The sequence below is a fragment of the Nocardioides nematodiphilus genome (genome assembly GCF_020216525.1).
In the GTDB taxonomy this organism is placed as follows: domain Bacteria; phylum Actinomycetota; class Actinomycetes; order Propionibacteriales; family Nocardioidaceae; genus Nocardioides; species Nocardioides nematodiphilus.
In genome coordinates, this window is record NZ_JAIWOY010000002.1 from 1 (window position 1) to 19,599 (window position 19,599).

The window sequence follows — 19,599 nt, forward strand, 5'->3', positions numbered from 1 at the left end:
AATCTGTCTGGGTGGCCTCGTTTTCGACCGTCGCTATGGCCTCGTTTTCAAGCGTCGTCGACAGTCGGACCGCCGCCTCCCTCAGCGTGGCTGCCCGCGATTGCCTTGGGAGGAGGCCGAGTCCCCGCAGGTGCGAGTCCAAGGTCCCACCGGAAACGATCCTCACGGCCCTCGCCGAGACCCGACCCGACGCGAGAACGTAGGCAGGAACGTGTCAGGAAGATCCCGTCAGAGCGGGCCCACACCTAGGGAGAGGCTCATGTACGCACATGCAGGCGAACGGATCGTGATCCGCAGCCACCACGTCGGCACGCCCGAGCGCGACGGCGAGATCCTCGAAGTCAGGCACGCCGACGGCTCTCCGCCGTACCGCGTGCGCTGGTCCGACGACGGCCACGAATCGCTCTTCTTCCCGGGCCCGGACGCCTACGTCGACCACGTCGATGTCGACGGCAAGGCCTAGACCGGTGAATGCTCAGCGACGCGGCTACGCTGCGCCGGGCCCGGCCGCATCCGACTGCGCCATGGGAGTCGGCTGAGGTGGCGCCTCCAGACCGACGCATCGTGCGCCCCGAGGGGCCCGCGCCCGCCGTTCCCGGTCGTCGCCGCGGTGCGCCACCGCGGGTGCTGACCTTGACGATGAGCCCGACACTCGACGACTCCTTCACCGTCCCCCGCCTCACTCCCGCCAGCAAGACGCGGTGCGGACCAGCGCGGTTCGATCCCGGAGGAGGCGGCATCAACGTCGCCCGGGTCCTCCACGTGCTGGGCGAGCCATCGACAGCCGTCTTCCCGGTGGGCGGCTACCTCGGCCAGTACGTGCAACACCTCCTCGGTTTGGAGGGGATCGCGACCGCTGGCGTCCCGGTGCACGGCGAGACCCGGCAGTCGCACCACGTGGTCGACCAAGAGACCGGACTCGAGTACCGATTCGTGCTTCCCGGCGCACCGCTGCCCGTGGAGGACCAGCGACGGTGTCTCCGGGCGCTGCGGGAGCAGGCCGCCAACGCCGACTACGTCGTCCTCAGCGGCAGCTTCCCCGCCGGAGTCGCTCCTGACTTCGTCCTCGAGGTCGCGGCGCTCGCTCGTGACGTAGGTGCGCGCCTCGTCCTCGACACCTCAGGTGAGGCCCTCGCGCGGGTGCGCAACGCCTACCTGGTCAAACCGAGCGTGCGCGAGCTGGAGGAACTCGTCGGCCACCAGCTCGAGCAGGTCACCGAGCAGGTGCGGGCCGCCCGCGAGTTCCTGTGCCATTCAGGCTCGACCGCGGTCGTGCTCTCCCGTGGTCAACAGGGCGTCGTCCTGGTGACCGACACCTACGCCGAGACCATCGCTGCCCACTCGGCGGAGGTGATCAGCACCGTGGGGGCAGGTGATGCCCTGGTCGCGGGCATCGTCGCCGGCCTGTGCAGGGACTGGGATCTGCCCCGGGCGACACGCTTCGGGGTCGCGTGCAGCGCGGCGATGACCGAGACAGCCGGCACGGCGCTCTTCACCATCGGCGAGCTGCGCCGTTTCAGCCACGAGGAGCTGTGACGCCCGGCCGCACGGGTTGCCAGGACCGCCTGCTGGCCACACAGGCCGGGGCAGATGCTCCGGCTCAGCGGCGGCAAGCACCTCGACCCCGGCGGGTCTGCACCGTCAAGCCGGGTGCGTACTCGCCGAAGCAGTCTCACGAGGGGTGAGGGCCATTCCGTCGGCATCGTCGGTGTGCAGGCGACCCCCACCACCCTCGGCGCGGCCGGTCTCGACGGCGCTCGCCGCCTCCCGTGCCATGAAGTGAGTGAGCTCCTCGATGGTGCTCATCAACGGCGCGGGAAAGACGACAGTGGTGTTCTTGTCCATACCGATCTCGACGATGCTCTGCAGATTGCGCAGCTGCAGCGCGACCGGGTGCTTCATCATCACGTCCGAAGCCTCACCGAGCGCATTGGCCGCCAGGGCCTCGCCCTCGGCATTGATGATCTTGGCGCGCTTCTCCCGCTCGGCCTCAGCCTGCTTGGCCATCGCCCGCTTCATCGAGTCGGGCAGCTGGATGTCCTTGAGCTCGACTAGGGTCACCTCGACACCCCAGTCGACCGTCGTGACGTCGAGGATGTGGCGGATGTCGTCGTTGATCTTGTCGGTCTCCGCGAGCGTCTCGTCCAGGCTGTGCTGCCCGACGACCTTGCGCAGTGTCGTCTGCGCGATCTGATCGATGGCCGCCCGCACGTTCTCGATCGCGACGACGGACTTCACTGCGTCGACGATACGAAAGTAGGCGACGGCCGAGACGTCGACGCTGACGTTGTCGCGAGTGATGATGCCCTGCGACTGGATCGGCATCGTCACCACCCGCAGCGACACCCGGTGCAAGACATCGACGACCGGAATGATCAGCCGCAGCCCCGGTTGGCGCGTGTCGCGCAGCCGCCCGAACCGGAACAGCACGCCTCGCTCGTACTGTTTAACGACTCGGACGGCAAGCGCCAGCGCGAGCAGGGCGAGCAGGACCAGGACGACAAGGATTCCGATGACAGCGTTCATGGCGCGTCCTCTCAGGGGTAGGTGTCGGTGAGGCGTTCTGACCCGGGATTCCCGGCCGCCACGGCCCGTTCCGGGACGGTGACGCCGGCCGGCGGCACGACGACGATGGGACACCGGCCGGCCTTGATGAGGGCCCTCCCGGTCCGGCCGAGGTGCGCGTGGAGGACGTGCGGACGACGTTCCAGGACCAACAGGTCACTGGTGGCCGACTCCTCGCCGAGGACCGCGCTGGGTCGACCGTGGACGAAACGGACCTCGGACGCGACCTGTGGGTGCTCGGCCTGCACCGCAGCGGTCGCCTCCGCCAGCAGATCCCGCAGATGCACCGATGGCAGGTCGGCCTCCGCCGAGGTCATCAGCCCCTCGGCGGGCGGCAGCCCGGAGGCGTGAACCACCCGCACGTCCCCATGATGCTGCTCAGCGATCTCGAACGCGGTTGCGATGAGGCCGTGGCATGAGCTGATGTCGCGAACACCGACGGTGATGATCGGGCGCTCGGCCGGCTCGGTGGACCAGGTGGCCGGTACGACGAAGACCGGCACGGCGCAGTGGGTGCTCACGCCGATGAGGGTGGAGCCGCTGCCGAGGCGCTCCATCGAGGAGCGCTCGTCGGTGCCGAGCACGATCGCGTCGCCGAGCTCAGCCGCTCGTACCAGGCTGTTGACGGCCGTCCCGTGCAGGAGCCCGGTGCTCACGCGTTCGGTGCCGAGGGTCTGCTCGGCCAGGCGAGCCGCGTCGCTGAGCAGCTGCCGACCGGAGCTCTCGAGGTGTTCAAGGCTGACCTCGTAGACGGCACCCGCGCGGACCACTTGCGGCACCACGTGGGCGAGCATCAGCCGCGCTCCCCTGCTCTGGGCCAGGTGCGTCGCGTAGCGCAGCGCGGCCGGAGCGGAAACGGACTCGTTGATGCCCGCCACGATCGTCGTGTTCTTGTTCATGACTCCAGCATCGGAGACGTCCTGCCGTCGCAAGAGGGTCGTGAGGCCCGAGTCGGCCGGGACCTTCGACGTCCATCAGGGACGATCACGCAGGCGGCGAGGAACACCGGCATCAACCGCACGCGCGGGTGCGAGCTGCAGCTTCACGTCGACAACCCGGCAGCCGGAGGCGTCGACGTGGACTGGGTTCACGTCGAGCTCGGCCACCTCCGGCACCTCGGTCCCCAGGAGTCCGAGAGCGACGATCAGGTCGGTCAGCGCGTCCACGTCGGCAGGCGGTGTGTCGCGGTGTCCGGCGAGCAGGGGAAAGATCCGAAGCGCGCGCAGCGCTCGCTCTGCGGCCGCGCGGGTGATCGGTGGGAGGAGGAAGGTGCGGTCGGCCCAGACGTCGGTGTGCACGCCACCCGCCGCGACCATCACCAACGGGCCGAACCGGTCGTCGCGGACCAGCCCGAGGGCGATCTCGGTGCCCTCGCTCATCGGTTGCACCAGCACGGAGGAGTCGTCGCGAGCGAGCAGCTCATCGATCTGGGCCACGGCGGTGCGGACCTGCGCGGCATCCGTCAGCCGGAGTCGCACCAGTCCCCGCTCCGTCTTGTGCACGACCTGAGCGTTGGCAGCCTTCACCGCGACCGGCCACCCCACCTCCTCGGCCGCCCTCACCGCGTCGTCGGCTCCTGTGACCACCTTGCCGACGGGCGCGAGGCCGTACGGCGCGAGCAGCTCGCCCACCTCGCCTGCCGACAGCCACCGACCGGACCCGTCCGCGCCGAGGGGTGAGAAGGTTCGTACGAGCTCGGCTCCTCGGTGCATGCGGTCGCGTTCGACGGGTGGCGTGATCTCCTCCGGAGCCTCCCGCCAGGCCGCATAGGCGGCCGCGTGCGCGATGGAGCGCAGGGCCATCTCGACCGAGGGGTAGGCGACGCTGCCAGAGGCACGCGGGCTCTGCCACAGGCTGCCCATCGCCACCACGATCAGCGGCCGTGGCGTGGACTGGCCGGCGAGCCGCAGCAGACGGGTCACGGCAGCAGCACCGTCGCTGATGCGGGTCGGGACGACCACGGCGAGGAGAGCGTCGACCTCACCGCTGGTCACCAAGGCCGCGGCGAGCGCCTCGAGATGCTCGGGGGTCGCCGCCGCGCCCGCGTCGACGGGGTTCCCGGCACCGGCGAGGGCCGGGCACACGGACGCGAGCCGCCGGCCCAGCTCGCGGCTCAGTGGGGGGACGTGAAGACCGAGCTGTTCGGCCGTGTCGGCTGCCAGGACCCCTGTTCCACCGGCATTGGTCAGGATGCCGAGACGTCGACCAACAGGGCGTGGCTGACCGGTGAGCACCAGCGCGGCACCAGCCATCTCCTCCGCGGACGAGCAGGGGATCACCCCGGCCGCAGCGAAGAGGGCCCCGACGTAGGCCGCCGGCGTCGTGGCTGCCGCCGTGTGCGACGCACCGCCTCTGGCACCCGAGGTCGATCGTCCGCCCACGACTGCCAGCAGCGGCTTACGCCGAGCGAAGGTGCGTGCCACCCGCGCGAACTTCAGCGGGTTGCCGAACGACTCGAGGTAGAGCAGCGCGGCACTCACGTCCTCCTCGTCGGTCCAGGCCGCGAGCAGGTCGTTGCTGGAGACGTCGACCTTGTCGCCCAGGGAGACGAAGTAGCGGAGCCCGAGGTCGAGGTCGTGGGCGACGTCGAGCAGCGTGATCCCGACACCCCCGGACTGGGACGCCACGGCGATGCCCCCGCCTCGCGGGACCTCGTCGCCGAAGGTGGCATCCAGATGGACGTCCGGCCCCTGTGACAACAGCCCCAGGCAGTTCGGCCCGACGATCCGCATGCTGGCGCGCCGGGCCAGGTCGAGGATCTCGCGTTGGAGGTGGCGCCCGTCCGGGCCGAGCTCCTCGAACCCCGATGACACGACGACCGCTGCCCGGATCCCGGCAGCTGCCGCGTCGGTGAGCACACCGAGGACGGCCGCGGCGGGCACTGCCACGACAGCGAGGTCGACGGGGTCTGGAGCATCAGCGAAGGTCCGCCACACCGGCACTCCGGCAATCGTCGTTCGGCTCGGGTCGATGACCGTCGCGGCGCCGTCGAAGCTCCCCGCGACGATCGAGCGCAGGATGGCGGCGCCCACGCCGGTGCCGTCGGACCGGACGCCGGCGACTGCGACCGAACGCGGCCGCAGGAGCGGGCGCAACGACTCGGCCTGCGCCGTGCGCTCCTTCGCGTCGGCGGCCGCGAGCGCCTCCAGGACCAGGTCGATGTCGAGACTCAACACGACGGTCCCGCGCTCATTGCGTGAGGTCTCCGCGAATCCGGCGTCGGCGAGGACCGCGAGCATCTCGGTGTTGGTGCTCAAGACATCAGCAGTGAACCGCGTGATGCCGCGTCTGCGGGCCGCGGCCGCCAGGTGCTCGAGCAGGAGGCTGCCCAGGCCGAGGCCACGCGCGGGCAATGCGACGACGAACGCCACCTCTGCGGTGTCCGGGCCCAGCGGCTCCGCAGTACCGAGCGCGACGGCGCCGCCGTCGCGCTCGGCGAGCAGTGCGATGGTCCCATCGCTGGTCGCAAGATGGCGGACATAGTCCTCGGCAAGCCGAGGGCCGGAGCCGAAGAAGCGGCTGCGGTAGCCGTCCTCGCCGAGTCGGGTGTGAAGGTCGCGGACCGCCTCGCGGTCGTCGCGCGTCATCGGGCGGAGCGTCGCGATGGAGCCGTCATGCAGCAGCACATCGACCCGTCCCAGGCCGTACACGCCGGGCGCGCGCGTGGCCTCGCCGGTCGGATGGCCGGTGGTATCGGAGGCGGACGCGGCGACCGTCGGTTCGGGTGACATGACTTCATCTGACCTGGAGTTCGGCTGCGCGGCACGTGGCAAGGGTCCCGAAGATCAGGGTCTCTCTGCCCTCGCCGCCACGATGCCGCCCGCGCAGAGTCGAGGGATGATCGATCGAGATTCCGAGCAGACCGCCGGCCAGACCGCCAGGCAGATCGCCGCGCAGGCCCAGGGCCTGGTGAAGGTCTACGGCAACGGCGCTGCCTCCGTACGGGCGCTCGACGGTGTCGACCTGGCCGTCGAGGCCGGGCGATTCACCGTCGTCATGGGTGCCTCGGGATCGGGGAAGTCGACCTTGATGCATTGCCTGGCCGGCTTGGAGAAACCGACGGCCGGCACCGTGACCGTAGCCGGCGAGTCGCTCGGATCCCTGTCCGATAAGCGACTGACGATGCTGCGCCGTGACCGGGTCGGCTTCGTGTTCCAGGCGTTCAACCTCATTCCCACGCTCACGGCACGGGAGAACATCTTGCTGCCACTGTCGCTCGCGGGTCGACGCCCGGATCCTGCCTGGTGGGATCTGATCATCGGCCGGCTGCGCCTCGAGGACAGGTTGGATCATCGGCCCGGCCAGCTCTCCGGGGGCCAGCAGCAACGGGTCGCGTGCGCTCGCGCGCTGTTGGGGCGACCGACCATCATCTTCGCTGACGAGCCGACCGGCAACCTCGACAGCAGGTCGTCCGGCGAGATCATGACGCTGCTGCGCAGCAGCGTCGACGACTTCGGTCAGACCGTGGTGATGGTCACCCACGACCCGGTCGGCGCGTCCTACAGCGACCGGGTCGTGTTCCTCGCAGACGGCCGCATCGTCGAGGACGCCACGGACGTGACGGTGGCCGACATCTTGTCCCGCCTCGCCAGGCTCCAGCCGGCGACCGCCGAGACGGGCGGTTCGTGATGCTGCGCTACGCGCTGCGCAACCTCCTCGCACGCAAGGCGCGGCTGGGCATGAGCCTGCTCTCCATTGCCCTGGGTGTCGCGTTCCTCGCCGGTGTGCTCACCTTCGACCACGGGCTACGGCACACCTTCGACAACATCTTGGACGGATCGACGCCCGACGCCGTGGTGCGTGTCGCCGGCGCTGACCAGACGAGCGGGCAGGCCACGACGGCGACGCTGACACCCGAAGACGTCGCCAGGCTGGCGGCCCTGCCCGAGGCCGCTGCCGCCTACGGCAACGTCGTCGGCCATGGCGTGAGCCTGGTCGGTCATGACGGAAGGCTGGTCGGAGGCAACGGTGCACCGACTCTGGCCTTCAACCGCACAGCGTCGCGCAACCTGCTCGGCGAACCGATCATGCAGCTGCAGCAGGGCCACTGGCCGCAGGGGCCGCGAGACCTGACGATGGACGCCCGGGCTGCCGATCGCGCAGGCTACCGGATCGGGGACGAGGTCACGCTCGTGGTTCCGACGTCCGCGCTGGTGGCTCACCTGCGCCTGGTCGGTACGGCCACATTCACCGGTGGTGGTACGGCCGGCGCGATCCTGCTGCTGGTGAGCACCCAGGGAGCGCAACAGCTCTTCCTCGGTGGCCGCGACGCCTACAGCAGCGTGGACCTTGCGGCGGCTGCCGGTACCTCGCCCGACCAATTGGTCACCGCCGCCCGCCGCGTCCTGCCGAGCGGCTTCGAGGCGGTCACCGGCAAGCAGGCCGTCGATGAGGCTCAGGACTCGATCGGCGCCGTCCTCGGCGCGGTCACGACGTTCTTCCTCGTCTTCGCGGGCATCGCGGTGATCGTGTGTGGGCTGCTGATCCTGAACACCTTCACGATCCTGGTCGCCCAACGCACCCGGGAGCTGGCGGTGCTCCGCGCGCTCGGGGCGTCACGCGCGCAGGTGTCACGCTCTGTGCTCATCGAGGCGAGCGTCCTTGCGTGTGTCGCCACGATGCTCGGCGTCGTCGGCGGTTGGGGCCTGGCCCGCGGATTGGCCGCGGCCTTCGCCGCCCTCGGCCTGGAGATCGCAGGCTCCGCGCTGACCCTGACCACGTCGACGGTGGTCCTCTGTGCGGTCGTCGGCATCACCGGCACCGTCGTCGCGGCCTACGTCCCAGCCCGCCGGGCAGGACGTGTTCCGCCGGTGGCAGCGATGCAGGTGACCGCCCCCACAGGGGCGGGCACCCGACAGCGGCTCCTGATCGCCGGCGCCCTTCTCGCCGTTGGTGTCCTGGCCGCCACCGCCGGGCTGACCGGCGTCTGGGGACACCGCAGTCTGTGGGTGGGCGGCGCCGGCGTCGTCTGGATCGTGGCACTCGCCACCAGCTGCGGCACCGTCGGCCGGCCCCTGTTGGCACTGCTGCGTGAAGCCTTCACGCGGCTGTTCGGCGTCACCGGCCAGCTGGGCGGCCAGAACGCCCTGCGCGATTCGCGGCGTACCGGCGCCACTGCCTCGGCCCTGATGATCGGGATGGCGGTCGTCTCCACGATCAGCATCCTTGCGGCCTCACTCAACCGGTCGGTGGACGACCTGGTCGACCAGAACTTCGCCGCCGACTTCATCGTCACGAGCCCGGCCTACACCCCCTTCCCCACCAGCATCGGCGACAGGCTGGCGACGGTGGAAGGCGTCGGTCTCGTGGTGCGTCAGCAGGTGGCGCAGGCGACGTTGGACGGGCGCTCGGTCATGATCGACGGGAACGACGCCTCCTTCGACCGGATCTACCGACTCGACATCCTCGCTGGGACCCCACGTCTGGACGCCGGGCAGGCGCTGGTCGACTCCGACACGGCCAGGGCCCACGGCTGGCGCGTCGGCAGCGGGTTCACGGTGCAATTCCCCGGTCTGCACGTGCTCCGACTACACGTTGCCGGGATCGCCAGGACCTCCCAGGTCACCGCGCCGATCAGCGTGCCCATCGATGACCTGGCTGCGGCCGGCGTGGCACGGCAGGACAGCGCCGTCAGCATCCTGCTCGCACCCGGTGCCGACGCCCACGCCGTACACCAGCGGCTTGACGCCGCGATCGCCGACGTGCCGGTCGTCTCGGTCCAGGACAAGGCGCAATACGCTGCAGCCATCCACGGCCAGGTCAACCAGCTGCTCTACCTGATCTACGGCCTGCTCGCGCTGGCGGTGATCATCGCTGTGCTGGGGATCGTCAACACGCTCGGACTCAGCGTCGTCGAGCGTACGCGCGAGCTCGGGCTCCTTCGTGCGGTCGGGGTGAGCCGGGTACAGCTGCGGGCGATGATCACCTTGGAGTCGGTTGCCACGGCCCTGCTCGGTGCCGCGCTGGGTGTGGTTGTCGGTCTGGCTACCGGCGTGCTGTTGCGGCAGGCACTCTCCGACGACATCACCAGCCTGGATGTCCCGGTGTGGCAGTTGCTGGTCTTCCTCGCTGGGTCCGTGGCGGCCGGGGTCCTCGCTGCGACGGTGCCCGCTGTCCGCGCGTCGCGGTTGGACGTGCTGCAGGCGATCGCGACCGAGTGATCTGTCGTCCGCACACTCTGCAGCCTGCAGCGCCTCCGGACGCGGGACGCCTCCGGATCCGCACGACTAGAGCAGCCGGCGTCCCGTCACCGAGCTGGGGCTGAGGAGCACGTGGAGCGGACGGTGCCCCTCCGGCCAGGGCTCGGGGCCCACGCCCGTGTCGCGGCGGTAGTCGAACGCGGCGTGGCCCCGGAGGAGCACACTCCACCCGGTCCGCTGGTGCGAGTCGATCTGGTCGGCCTCGAAGGCGATGCGCGAGTCCTCGATCTCGCGTCCCTGGAGGCTGTACGGCGAGATCCGGATGACGATCTGCCGGTTCACGACGCGGAAGTTCACGGGCACCACGACGGGTCGCCCGGCGCTGACCCAGGCCAGCCGGCCGACATCACAGGATTGCAGGAGGCGCCAGCACTCGTCCTCGCTCATGTCGACCATGCGGCGAGGGGGCTGGCTGATCCCGGCATCGTCTCGGGGTGGCAGTGTAGGCATCGTCCGCTCCTCACCGGGTCCTGGCCGGGACAGCCTTGCGTTCCGCCGTCACCATGTCTCCTCCGGCGGGTTTCCGGGCGCCCGGTGCTCTCGCGCGGGCGCCATCGTGTGCAGCGACATGTCCAGCACAGCGCACCGGGGGCCTTGAGCAGAGGGCCGTTGTCCCCCCGTCGCCGGGCGGAACGTCCCGCGATCCGCGAACACGGTGGCTGGCCTCGCCGGGCCACAGCGTCGGTGGGGTCGAAGGGACCCCGCGGATGTGACCATCGGCCCGTGTGGCGAGCGTCGGCTCTCCGCGACGCTGGCGTCATGACCATGAACCCGATGCGTGTCGTCGTCGGCTACGACGGATCCCATGACGCGGAGCTCGCCGTTCGCTGGGCGGTGGATGCGGTGCCAGCCAACGGCCGCACCCGGATCACGATCGTGGTCGTCGCAGGCACGTCCCACGGCCCGCTCCACGCCCATCGCCCGGCGCAGGAGACGAGCATCGAGGCGATTCGTGAGCGAGCCGAGCTCCTCGCCGCACAGCTCGGCCGCGGGCACGTCACTGTCCAGGTCCAGCACGGGTCCGTACCCGACGAGCTCTCGGCGACTGCCGAAGGCAGCGCATTGCTCGTCGTCGGCAGCCGCGGCCACGGCGCGATCGAGGGCGAGCTTGTCGGGTCCGTGAGCCAGCGCCTGGCGCGCTACGCCCCGGTCCCGGTGGTCGTCGTTCGGCCCCCACGTCTGCCGAATCCCCACCGCGTCTTCGTCGGGGTGAACGGCTCAGCGGCGAGCGCTCGCGCCCTGCGCTTCGCCTGGTCGCATGCCGAGCGCATGCACCATGACCTCGTCGCGGTGCACGGCTACAAGCCCTATCCGAAGGCGAAGGGCAACCTGCAGGACATCAGCACCCCCGCCACGGCTCAGCGCATCGACGAGGCCGAGCGCGAAGCGCACCGGTGGGTGCGCGAGGTGCTGGATGGGCTGCCCATCGGCGCCGTCGAGGTCGAGGCGATCACTGTCTCCCCCGGGCAGCTGTTGGTGGACTGCAGTCGTGCAGCGTCGTTGGTCGTGGTGGGGACGCGGTCGCGATCCTTCCCCGACCAGGTTCTCGGCTCCGTCCCTCAGCACGTCCTGGCCCATGCGCAGTGCCCGGTCGCCCTCGTCCACTGATCCGCTGATCCGCTGATGGGTCGAGTATCCGCCAGGGCCACCACGTCGTCGATCCACCATCAGTCGATCAGCACCCGCTCGCCGTATCGCGGAACCACGGCCGTCCAGCCGAGCTCGTCTTGGATCCGGTGCGCGAGCCGGCCCGCGGGGGCAGCCTCGCCATGGACGACGAACACGGTGTGCGGTGGTCGGGGCGCTCTCGACAGCCAGGTCAGCATCTCCTCGGCGTCGGCGTGGGCGGAGAAGCTGTCATCAAGGACGATCTCGGCGTTCACCGGCACGTAGCGCCCTTGGATCTTGACTGCGCGAGCGCCTTCTGCGAGCGAGCGTCCTCGGGTTCCCTCGGCCTGGTAGCCGGTCAGCACGACCACGTTGCGCGGGTCGGGCAGCTGAGCGGCCAGGTGATGGACGACGCGGCCCCCTGTCGCCATCCCGGACGCCGAGACGACGATGACCGGCTTGCTCGGTCGATTGAGCGCCATCGAGTCGGCCGCCTGGCTGACCGCGCGCAGGTGGGGGATGCCGAAGTCCTGCGGTTGGCCCGCGTGGTGCAGTGCTCGGCGGTAGACGCCGAGCGCGGCGAGTGCCATGGGGCTGTCGACCAGGACCGGCAGGTCCGGTATCTGCCCCGAGCCCATCAGCCGCCCGATCTCCAGGAGGACCAGTTCGGTGCGGTCGACGGCGAAGGCCGGGATGAGCACCGATCCGCCGCGCGCGGTCGCGCGGAGCACGGCGTCGCGCAGGGCGGTGCTCGCCACCGGATGGGAGCGATCGCCGTACGTCGACTCGAGCACCATGACGTCCGCCGCCGGCGGATCCTCGCGCGGCGGCAGCAGCGGATGCGTGCCTCGGCCGAGATCACCACTGAACAGCACGCTCGCACCACCTGCCTCGACGAGAGCGGTGGCTGACCCGAGGATGTGGCCGGCTGAACGGAGTGAGGCCGTGGTCAAGCCCCGGGTAGTGGTGTAGCGCTGCGTTCTCCTCGTTGAGGTGATCAGGCAGTCAGAGCGGGCAGTTCATCAGCTCCGATCTCGGTGTCGGTGGTGGGCACGAGGTTCATGCGGGAGCGGGCCAGGACGTCGAGTCCGAGGTAGCGGCGGCCTTCGGCCCATTCGTCGGTCTGCTCGGCCAGGACGGCTCCGACGAGGCGGACGATGGCGTCACGGTTGGGGAAGATCCCGACCGCGTCGGTGCGGCGTCGAATCTCCTTGTTGAGCCGTTCGGTGGGGTTGTTGGACCAAATCTGGGTCCAGATCTCCTTCGGGAACGCGGTGAACGACAGCAGGTCGGCTCGGGCGCGGTCGAGGTGCTCGAACACGGCTGGGAGTTTCTCTTCGACGTAGTCGAGCAGCCGGTCGAACTGGGCGTCGACCGCGGCCGCGTCGGGCTGGTCGTAGACGCTGTGCAGCATCGCCTTCACGGCCGGCCACATCGACTTGGGCGTGACGCCCATCAGGTTGAATGCGTAATGGGTGCGGCAGCGCTGCCAGGAGGCGCCGGGCAGGTTCGCTGCGATCGCGTCGCGTAGTCCGGCGTGGGCGTCGCTGGTGACCAGCCGGACGCCGGTCAGGCCGCGGGCGACCAGGTCGGCGAAGAACTCGTTCCACGCGGCCCCGGTTTCAGCGGTGGCCACCCGCATGCCGAGGACCTCGCGGTGGCCGTCGTTGTTGACGCCCGTGGCCAGCAGGACCACGGCGTTGATGACGCGGCCTCCTTCGCGGACCTTCATCGTGAGCGCGTCGGCGGTGACGAACGTGAACGGTCCGGCATCGCCGAGCGGGCGGTGGCGGAAGTCCTCAACGATGGAGTCCAGCTCGGCAGCCATCCGTGAGACCTGGGACTTCGACAGGCCGTCGATGCCCAGGGTCTTCACGAGCTTGTCCATCCGACGGGTGGACACGCCGGCGAGGTAGCAGTCCGCGACGACCGTGATCAGGGCGGACTCGGAGCGCTTGCGGCGCTCGAGGAGCCAGTCGGGGAAGTAGGTGCCCTTGCGCAGCTTGGGGATCGCGACGTCAATGGTGCCGACCCGGGTGTCGAGGTCGCGGTGGCGGTAGCCGTTGCGCTGGCTCGAGCGGCCCGGCGTGGGTCGCCCGTACTCGGCACCGACGACAGCGTCGGCGTCGGCAGACAGCAGGGCGTTGATGATCGACTGAAGCAGGCTGCGCATCAGATCAGGCGATGCCTCAGCAAGGGCTTCGCCGAGCAGACCTGCGGGGTCGACAATGTGTGGAGCGGTCATCGTGATGTTCCGTTCGAGAGATCTGTGAGAGGTGAACTCGAAGGATCACGCGGTGGCCGCGTCTACGTCCAAGCCAGAGACGACTCGGCGACCGCGCTACACCACTATCGGGGACTCAACTGAGGCCGTGACGTCTTGCCCGACTCTCACCGTGGAACCCAGTGGGACAGGTGCCATGTGGACAAGTGCGTTCTCGACGTCGCCGACGTCATAGAGAGGTAGCGCCGGGCGATGCAGACCGTAGCCGTGATCGTTCGTGTACGACGCCTCCTCCTCAAGGAGGTGGGCGCTGTCACGCAGGACGATCGCGGCCAGTTCGGCAGTCTCGGGCGTGCAGAGGATCCGGCCACGGAAACCCTCCTTGACCAGGCGGGGGATGTAGCCGCAGTGGTCGAGGTGGGCGTGCGTCAGGACGATCGCCTCAAGCGCCGCGGGATCGCGTGGGAACGGGTCCCAGTTGCGCGCGCGGAGATCCTTGCGTCCTTGGTACAGGCCCGCGTCGACGAGCAGCTGGGTCGCGGGCGACTCAAGGTGGAAACGGCTGCCGGTCACCGTGCCGGTGGCGCCCAAGAACGTCAGGACGAACGACCGCTTCATTCGACCCCGCGGCACGGCAACTCCTGGACGGCGAGGGGCAGCTCTCCACCGCTGGTGGCGTCGGGCTGAACTCGCCGTGGCTCGCTCCACCCGCGATCCGTGCTCACCGGGGATGCGGGCACCTCGCTCTGCGGACCGTTCATGACAACCTCCTTCTCGAAACGACCCCTTCAGGCTGATACGAGACGACGTCCAGGACGAGGGCCGAACGGCCGTGAAACGGGCGGGACCAATGGCGGCCGCCCGAGCGGTGCCGCGCAAGGGTGTGCCCGGCCTCGGATGACGCCGTACGACTCCGCGCGACCGGCTCTTGCCGCTTCGTCCCCTGCGAAAGCAGTCCTAGGTACGCCGAGCTTGGGACTTTCGACCCTCAGGATCGACCTCGTCTCCACCGAGAGTGGACACACTGCACCGAGGGAAGGGACGTGGTTCGTGAAGACGGCATCGAGCAGAACGACACCCCGCAACAGCGGCATCGGGGCCATGCGCATCGGCATGCCTCGCACCGCCCTGGTCGTCGTCGAGGCCACCACGGCTGTGCTGGGCAGTGCGGTCGCGGCCGGTCTCGAGTCCGCGGGCGTTGCGACGCGGGTGCGGATTCTCGACTCGATGACGACGGCGTTCTCGACCGGCGCGGACCTGGTGGTGCTTGGGACGCGGGCAAGCGCGTGCCGCGCCGCCGACGGAGACCTCGTCCGCAGCTGGCTGGCCCATGTCCTGCCCGAGACGGCAGGACAGCTCGCCGCCGCCTTCGACGTCAGAGTCGGCGCCCTCAGCCCTGCAGCTCGCGCGGGGACGGCCCACAGCGCGTCACGTCTCCTGACGGCGCGTGGCTTCCGACTTGCCGCCCGTCCTGCCCACTTCCGGGTCAGCGACGAGAGCGGGCTGCCCGTGCAGGACCAGGTCCTGCTCGCTCAATCCTGGGGCGCGGGCCTGGGCGACGTAGTCGCCGCCGTTCGTGGGGCCAGATGGTGTTTGAGCCCGGCGTTGCGGCCGGCTCTCCACTCGTCCCTTCGCCCGGGACGCGGTTCGTCGGGCACGCTGACGCGCGGGGCGTGAGCCGTCGCGCTCCGACCTGGTGGGAGGCGCCGCCGCACGCGTCTCCAGGTCATGCGGTCGCCGGCGAGACGAACGAGTAGTCACACTCACGGCCGCGCACTCCGCCCGGGGTCCCCTCTTCCGGCACCTAGGAGCGACCTTCTTGCCGACGTGGGTTCGTCAGCGGGCGGTCCCGGATGCCAGAGAGGTCGGCTCGTCCGCCGGCGTCGCGACCTCAGCGACCGGCAGCACTTCGACGGGGCACCGCGATGTGTGCAGCAGGCTGCGCCCGACGTGGCCGAAGTGTCCTACCGGGAAGGCATGCGCCCTCCGCGCGATGACCAGGACGCTCGCCTGCGCGGACAGATCGCGGAGGACAGTGGTGGGATGCCCGGGCTTCACCTCGACGGTGACCGTGATGTCGGGGAAGCTGGCCTTGAGGTGTGCGCGCGCGTGGACTCTCCGTGGCAGTCGGGCGCCCGCAACCACGCACTACCCCCGTCGACGGTGCCGTCGAGGAAGAGCTGCCTGGATGCGGGGCACCTCCTCGCAGCGTCGCAGTGGCACCACGGCACGTCGACGTACGGTGCCTACTTCGTCGACCGCCCTCCGCTGCTCATGGCCGTCTTCGCGCTGGCCGACTTGCTGGGCGGCGGCCTGGCGCTGCGCATGATCGGACTGTTGGCCGCAGCGCTCGCGGTAGCGATCGCCGGCCGGATCGGCGGACGCTACGCCGCGGCTGCTGCCGCCCTCCTGGTGATCACGCCATCGTTCGGGACCACCAACGTCGACGGGGAGCTGTTGGCACTGCCTTTGGTCCTCGGCGGACTGTATGCGCTGCTCGTTGCCTTCGCCCCGACGACGGAGCGTCCTTCGCGAGTCGCGGCAGCTGCCGGCGTGCTGGCAATGGCAGCCTTCCTGGTCAAGCAGGACATGGTCGACGTGTTCGTGGCCGCTGCGAGCGTCGGCGTGGTCTTCGCCGCGGGTCGGCAATGGCGACAGGCAGGTGCAGTGCTCGCAGGATTCGCGGGCGGAGCACCGCGCGGTCCGGGCGGACCTCTCGTGCGGTGCCGCCCGCCGCAGCCCCCGCGGGCGTGATCACCGACCCGGCCTGAGCGGGAGGCGCGCGATCAGCAACCGCGCGACTACCGTGACGGCGACGAACGGCAGGCCGCCGCGCCATGTGTGGGGCACCGTCTGGGACACGCGAGGGAGGGCTACCGGCGCAGCTCCCTGGGACTCGATCAGGACGCTCACAGGGGTAAGGATCGACAATGCTGCGTGCCATTAGCCTGAGCGGATCCGCTGACCCGCCTCGGTCACGTCTGCCACCAGGCGCGGCCCTGCCGCACGACGCCCCTGGCGACCGTCCAGACCTGTCCTGGCGCCAATGACCACTCTCTCCAGGAGTCGACGCCCGCACCGGTCAGGCGTCGTCCGCCTCGGACCGCTCAATCCGGTGTCGCCGCGCTCGCCAGACAACGATGGCGCCGATCACGAGCACCACGACCACGACCGCGCCGCCCCTGCCGATACGAGACGCGACCCTCGCGTAGGACGCGCCCGCGTAATAGCCGACGAGGCAGAAGGTGACGCCCCAGCTGATCCCACCGATCGCGTTCCACATCAGGAACGTCGGATAGCGCATCCGGCTCACTCCAGCGAGGCCCGGCATCACAGCCCGGAAGAAGGCGGTCCACCTTCCGAGGAAGATCGCCGGGCCGCCGCGTCGTCGCAATCTCTCGCGCGCGCTGTCGAGGCCATTGCGATGCCGGTCGAAGAGTCGCAGCCGCAGGAGCCGTGGCCCCAGGCGCCGGCCCACCTCGTACCCGACGGTGTCGCCCACGATCGCACTGATAACGACGATCGCCGTCAGCGTGACGAGGTCGAGACGACCCTCGTGGGCCAGGAAGCCACCGAGGAGGACGGCCGTCTCGCCGGGCACGACGAAGCCAACGAAGACGGCAGCCTCACCGAACACCAGCAGCGCGATGATGCCGTAGGCCAGCATCGGCGGCATCGAGCGAATCGCGTCGAGCACGCTGTGCATCATCCGGACCCGGTACCCATCGGAGCGACACCGCCAAGGAGCTGCATCGTCAACCGGCAGTGATCTCGATGATCCGAGCGCTGAGCTCCGGGCTCTCGCCGCCGATGAGGAAAAAGCGGTGACCGTCGTGGACGACGGCAGAGTCGGTGAGCGCCATCGGCAACCGGCCAGCGGGCGCGACGCGATGAGAGGCGGGGTCGAACCACCACATCCGGTCGGTGGCGGTGCCAGCACCGGCGCGACCCCCGGCCAACAGCACGCGGTCGCCGATCGTCATCGCAACGGCGTGCCCGATCGGAGCCGGCAGGCGGCCCACCACCGTCGCCCCTCCCGTGGCGGGATCGACACGCTGGATCTCGCGTTGCATGACGCCGCCGCGCTCGCCACCGAAGAGCCAGATGTCGCCGTCGGCGACGGTGCTGGCGGCGTACCTGACGGGGACCGGCAGCGTACCGATCGTGCTCCACGACCGGCCATCGCGAGAGGCCAGGATGTCTGGCTCGGCCACCCGGAAGCCGTTGTACCCGCCGAGCACGATCGTCCGGCCGCCGACGGTGGCGGCCACGAGGTCGGAGCGGGCCTGCGGCAGATGGCCGATCACGTGCCACTCGTTGCCGGCCAGTGCTTGGACGTCACTCTGTTCGACGGCATTGCCACCACCGATGACCAGCGGCACGCTGCCGGCTGCGGCACCGGCAGTGTCGTGCACCGCGACGTGCATCGAGCCGAGCGGCACCGTCCGCAGGCGGCCGGTGTCGAAGAGGAAGCTCGCCGCCGTGGAGGCGTCGCCGGCGACCATGCCACCCGCAATCACCGCGTATCGCCCCTTGCTGATGACGGCTTCGCGGGCGAGCGCGGCGGGGAGCCGTGTCGGCAGCACGCGAACGTGGAGTTTCGGCACGGCGACCGACGAGGTCGGATCGGTCCTGGGTGACGGTTCGCCTCCGGGCGTGCCGGTGCTTGAGCCAGCCGTGCTCGAGGCGGCCGGCGACGATGATGACGGGCCCCCGCACGCCGCGAGAGCACCCGCCAGCGCCATTGCCACCATCGCGAGCGGCGAACGGCTCACCGCATGTTCCCGGTGTGCCCGAGGGAATAGCGACCCGGTTGGGGCCAGACGAGCAACCCGTGCGGGCTTGCGCCAGGTACCGGGATCTTGGCGATCAGCCGGCCGCTGGTGGTGTCGAATGCGTAGACGACGCCGTCGTAGCGTCCCGAGACCCACAGTGTCCTCCCATCGGCGGAGAGCCCGCCCATATCGGGCGACCCGCCGCCGGGTATGCGCCAGGTCGCGGTGAACGTGCGTCGCCCCAGGTCGAAGACCTGGACGGCGCCGGACTTGCGGTCGGTGAGGTAGAGCGATTGCTGGTCACGGCTGAAGTAGATGCCGTGGGGCATCTGCAGCGTCCGGTACGCGTGGGCGATGCGGAAACGGTTCCACGGGATCGTCAACAGCCTGTCGCGACCCATATCGGCGACGTAGAAGGTCTTCCCGTCGGGTGCGAGGCGGACGTCCTGCGGCATGGCCGGCATCGGCAGGTGGAGCCGCCGCAACACGCGGTGCTGGAGCGTGGAGATCTTGAGCAGCGAGCCGGAGAACTCGCAGCTGACGATGAAGTAGCGCCCGTTTGCGGAGAAATCGGCGTGGTTGGGCCCCTGGCACGACGGGTCGCTCACCACCTGATCAGGTCGGAAGGTGTGGGGATCGCTGAAGACGATGTGGTCGTGTTGCTCGTCCATCACGATGGCCTGCCGGCCGTCAGGGGTGAAGTAGAGGTTGTACGGCCTATCGGTAGCGACGCTGCCCGTCATGCGTCCGGTGTGCGGGTTGATCGTCGCCAGACGGTTCGACTCACTGGCTTCGACGTAGAGCCTCTTCAGGTCATAGGCCGGCGTGATGTGCTGATCGAGGCTGCCGGTCGCGAGCACCCGGATGACGCGGTGTGTCCGCTGGGATATCACCGTGGTGTGCCCATCGGGCTCGCTGTCCGGCACGTAGATGAGGGCCGGTTCGCGCCGAAGAGCGATCTGGAGCATGCCCGGTCCGTCTGCTGCGTACACACCGCCGGGCAGGATAGGAGGCATTCCTGGCAGCGGGTGCCGGTACTGCGGCGGTGCCTCACGCGCAGCCGCCGAGGGCTCCGTCGAGGTGGCCAGCGCGGACGAGGGAGCGGGGGACGTCGGGAGCGCGCTTTCCCCGCCGCTGTCACATCCCGCCAGCAAGCCGATGGAAAGCATCGTCAGACATGTCAGGGTGAAGGTCACGCGACGCACGTGATGGCACTCCTCCCGTCCTG

At 69.9% G+C, this 19,599-nt stretch carries 17 protein-coding genes; 7 read left to right on the forward strand and 10 right to left on the reverse strand.

Annotated features, from left to right (window positions below):
• Positions 1 to 259: 259 nt before the first annotated feature.
• Together KSO98_RS03105 and KSO98_RS03110 are read left to right on the forward strand one after the other, a co-directional pair.
• Entirely contained in the window at positions 260 to 463 is a 204-nt protein-coding gene (locus tag KSO98_RS03105) for a DUF1918 domain-containing protein (RefSeq protein ID WP_225283433.1), read from the forward strand.
• An 8-nt stretch (positions 464 to 471) separates the two neighbouring features.
• On the forward strand, positions 472 to 1,536 hold the full coding sequence (locus KSO98_RS03110; protein WP_263642323.1) for a 1-phosphofructokinase family hexose kinase: 1,065 nt from the start codon (positions 472 to 474) through the stop codon (positions 1,534 to 1,536).
• Between the two features lie 105 nt (positions 1,537 to 1,641).
• On the opposite strand, the gene KSO98_RS03115 is transcribed toward KSO98_RS03110, so the two are convergent.
• From KSO98_RS03115 to KSO98_RS03125, 3 genes are all read right to left on the reverse strand, one after another.
• Complete coding sequence (locus tag KSO98_RS03115) at positions 1,642 to 2,526, reverse strand: slipin family protein (protein ID WP_225283436.1); 885 nt, start codon at positions 2,524 to 2,526, stop codon at positions 1,642 to 1,644.
• Between the two features lie 11 nt (positions 2,527 to 2,537).
• Positions 2,538 to 3,464: a universal stress protein gene (locus KSO98_RS03120; protein WP_225283438.1), complete on the reverse strand. Its 927-nt coding sequence runs from the start codon at positions 3,462 to 3,464 to the stop codon at positions 2,538 to 2,540.
• A gap of 75 nt (positions 3,465 to 3,539) precedes the next feature.
• Positions 3,540 to 6,152 (reverse strand): GNAT family N-acetyltransferase, encoded by a 2,613-nt coding sequence (locus KSO98_RS03125; protein ID WP_225283440.1) that lies wholly within the window; start codon positions 6,150 to 6,152, stop codon positions 3,540 to 3,542.
• Between the two features lie 16 nt (positions 6,153 to 6,168).
• Between KSO98_RS03125 and KSO98_RS03130 the strand changes: the two genes are divergently transcribed.
• Both KSO98_RS03130 and KSO98_RS03135 read left to right on the forward strand, forming a co-directional pair.
• Complete coding sequence (locus KSO98_RS03130) at positions 6,169 to 7,194, forward strand: ABC transporter ATP-binding protein (RefSeq protein WP_372457762.1); 1,026 nt, start codon at positions 6,169 to 6,171, stop codon at positions 7,192 to 7,194.
• On the forward strand, positions 7,194 to 9,725 hold the full coding sequence (locus KSO98_RS03135) for an ABC transporter permease (protein WP_225284131.1): 2,532 nt from the start codon (positions 7,194 to 7,196) through the stop codon (positions 9,723 to 9,725). Before KSO98_RS03130 ends, KSO98_RS03135 begins: the two co-directional genes overlap by 1 nt.
• 66 nt (positions 9,726 to 9,791) lie before the next feature.
• Here KSO98_RS03135 and KSO98_RS03140 read toward each other — a convergent pair whose 3' ends face one another.
• Complete coding sequence (locus tag KSO98_RS03140; RefSeq protein ID WP_225283441.1) at positions 9,792 to 10,160, reverse strand: pyridoxamine 5'-phosphate oxidase family protein; 369 nt, start codon at positions 10,158 to 10,160, stop codon at positions 9,792 to 9,794.
• 363 nt (positions 10,161 to 10,523) lie between these two features.
• Here KSO98_RS03140 and KSO98_RS03145 point away from each other — a divergent pair, with 363 nt between their 5' ends.
• A complete protein-coding gene (locus tag KSO98_RS03145; protein ID WP_225283442.1) occupies positions 10,524 to 11,372 on the forward strand; it encodes a universal stress protein in 849 nt (282 codons plus the stop codon).
• Between the two features lie 59 nt (positions 11,373 to 11,431).
• On the opposite strand, the gene KSO98_RS03150 is transcribed toward KSO98_RS03145, so the two are convergent.
• The 3 genes from KSO98_RS03150 to KSO98_RS03160 all read right to left on the reverse strand — a co-directional run bounded on the left by KSO98_RS03150 (position 11,432) and on the right by KSO98_RS03160 (position 14,214).
• Positions 11,432 to 12,247: an MBL fold metallo-hydrolase gene (locus KSO98_RS03150; protein WP_225283443.1), complete on the reverse strand. Its 816-nt coding sequence runs from the start codon at positions 12,245 to 12,247 to the stop codon at positions 11,432 to 11,434.
• 122 nt (positions 12,248 to 12,369) lie between these two features.
• Entirely contained in the window at positions 12,370 to 13,617 is a 1,248-nt protein-coding gene (locus KSO98_RS03155; protein WP_225283444.1) for an IS256 family transposase, read from the reverse strand.
• Positions 13,618 to 13,713: 96 nt separating this feature from the next.
• Positions 13,714 to 14,214: an MBL fold metallo-hydrolase gene (locus tag KSO98_RS03160; protein ID WP_225283445.1), complete on the reverse strand. Its 501-nt coding sequence runs from the start codon at positions 14,212 to 14,214 to the stop codon at positions 13,714 to 13,716.
• 432 nt (positions 14,215 to 14,646) lie between these two features.
• Here KSO98_RS03160 and KSO98_RS03165 point away from each other — a divergent pair, with 432 nt between their 5' ends.
• Both KSO98_RS03165 and KSO98_RS03170 read left to right on the forward strand, forming a co-directional pair.
• Complete coding sequence (locus KSO98_RS03165) at positions 14,647 to 15,273, forward strand: hypothetical protein (protein ID WP_225283446.1); 627 nt, start codon at positions 14,647 to 14,649, stop codon at positions 15,271 to 15,273.
• A gap of 273 nt (positions 15,274 to 15,546) precedes the next feature.
• Positions 15,547 to 16,350, forward strand: a complete 804-nt coding sequence (locus tag KSO98_RS03170; RefSeq protein WP_225283447.1) for a hypothetical protein — start codon at positions 15,547 to 15,549, stop codon at positions 16,348 to 16,350.
• A 328-nt stretch (positions 16,351 to 16,678) separates the two neighbouring features.
• On the opposite strand, the gene KSO98_RS03175 is transcribed toward KSO98_RS03170, so the two are convergent.
• The 3 genes from KSO98_RS03175 to KSO98_RS18775 are packed head-to-tail and all read right to left on the reverse strand — an operon-like array spanning position 16,679 to position 19,567.
• Positions 16,679 to 17,302, reverse strand: a complete 624-nt coding sequence (locus KSO98_RS03175) for a DedA family protein (RefSeq protein WP_225283448.1) — start codon at positions 17,300 to 17,302, stop codon at positions 16,679 to 16,681.
• 49 nt (positions 17,303 to 17,351) lie between these two features.
• Positions 17,352 to 18,371 (reverse strand): Kelch repeat-containing protein, encoded by a 1,020-nt coding sequence (locus KSO98_RS03180; RefSeq protein WP_225283449.1) that lies wholly within the window; start codon positions 18,369 to 18,371, stop codon positions 17,352 to 17,354.
• On the reverse strand, positions 18,368 to 19,567 hold the full coding sequence (locus KSO98_RS18775) for a YncE family protein (RefSeq protein ID WP_225283450.1): 1,200 nt from the start codon (positions 19,565 to 19,567) through the stop codon (positions 18,368 to 18,370). Before KSO98_RS18775 ends, KSO98_RS03180 begins: the two co-directional genes overlap by 4 nt.
• Positions 19,568 to 19,599 lie beyond the last annotated feature (32 nt).